This is a genomic window from Roseomonas indoligenes, from assembly GCF_017813365.1.
GTDB classification, from domain to species: domain Bacteria; phylum Pseudomonadota; class Alphaproteobacteria; order Acetobacterales; family Acetobacteraceae; genus Roseomonas; species Roseomonas indoligenes.
This window is the reverse complement of the sequence record NZ_JAGIZA010000059.1, coordinates 1-1429: the sequence shown is the minus strand read 5'-3', so window position 1 is coordinate 1429 and position 1429 is coordinate 1. Positions and strand designations below refer to the sequence as shown.

Annotated in this window: 1 protein-coding gene; it reads right to left on the bottom strand. The window is 70.0% G+C overall.

Annotated elements, in window-relative coordinates; genetic code table 11:
* Positions 1-24: 24 nt before the first annotated feature.
* Positions 25-1329, bottom strand: coding sequence for a UDP-glucose dehydrogenase family protein (locus J5Y10_RS27625; RefSeq protein WP_209377378.1), 1305 nt, complete (start codon positions 1327-1329; stop codon positions 25-27).
* Positions 1330-1429 lie beyond the last annotated feature (100 nt).

The window sequence follows — 1429 nt, the reverse complement described above, 5'->3', positions numbered from 1 at the left end:
GCGCTGGCCTGGCTGGTGCTTTTCTTACTGTCGTCCGATGGAGCTGTACTGGAAGCCGCACTCGCGGAAGGCCTCGGGGTCCCATGCGTTGCGGAGGTCGAGGACGACGTTGCCCTTCATGGCGGTGCGGAGGCGCTTGGGCGAGAGGGCGCGGAACTCGTTCCACTCCGTCAGCAGGACGAGCGCGTCGGCGCCCTCGGCCGCGTCCAGGGCGCTCTCGGCGAAGCCGGTACTGGCCGGCAGGAGCTGCTTGGCATGGGCGGGCTGGGGGTCGTAGGCGCGGATGGTGGCGCCGGCTGCCGCGAGGCGGGGCACGACGACGAGCGAGGGGGCGTCGCGCATGTCGTCCGTCTCGGGCTTGAAGGTCAGGCCGAAGACGGCGACCGTCTTGCCCGCGACCGAGCCGCCGAGGGCCGTGATCACGCGGTCCGCCATCTGCTCCTTGCGGGCGTCGTTGGCGGCGATGGTCTGCTCCACGATCGTCACCGGCGCGCCCAGCTCCTGGGCCGTGCGGGCGAGCGCCAGGGTGTCCTTGGGAAAGCACGAGCCGCCGTAGCCCGGCCCGGCATGGAGGAACTTGCGCCCGATCCGGCCATCGAGGCCCATGCCGCGCGCCACGTCGTGCACGTTGGCGCCGGCCCGCTCGCAGAGGTCGGCCATCTGGTTGATGAAGGTGATCTTCACGGCCAGGAAGGCGTTGGCGGCGTACTTGATCAGCTCCGCCGTCTCCAGTCCGGTCTGCACGATCGGCGTCTCGATGAGGTAGAGCGGGCGGTACAGGCGCCGCAGCACCTGGAAGGCGCGGTCGCCCTCGGCGCCGATCACCACGCGGTCGGGGCGCATGAAGTCGGCGATCGCGCTGCCCTCGCGCAGGAACTCGGGGTTGGAGGCCACCGCGATCTCGTGGCCCGGCCGCACCTTGTCCAGCAGCTCCATGATCTTGCGCCCCGTGCCCACGGGCACGGTGGACTTCGTCACCAGCACCAGCGGCCCCTTGGCCGCGCGGGCCACCTGCTCGGCGGCGGCAAAGACATAGGTGAGGTCCGCATGCCCGTCGCCGCGGCGCGACGGCGTGCCGACCGCAAGGAAGACCGCGTCCGCGCCCTCCATCGCCTCCTCGAGCCGCGTGGTGAAGGTCAGGCGGCCGTCCCGCGCGTTCTCCTCCACCAACTTGTCCAGGCCCGGCTCGTAGATCGGGATCCGGCCCTCGCGCAGCGCCTCCACCTTCGAGACCTCGGTGTCCACAACGCAGACATCCACGCCAAACTCGGCGAAGCAGGCACCGGAAACGAGGCCGACATAACCGGCACCGATCATCGCGACGCGCATTGAATTCCCCTGCGGATGAGGGCCGCCAAAGCCCTGTCCAGACCTCCCTATCCCACCACCACGCCCCCGACCATAGCCCCCATCTCGCAAGTGCAAAAAA

Bases quoted from the DNA above. Each gene is read 5' to 3' on its own strand.
- J5Y10_RS27625 (WP_209377378.1), bottom strand. From the start codon at position 1,329: ATGCGCGTCGCGATGATCGGTGCCGGTTATGTCGGCCTCGTTTCCGGT.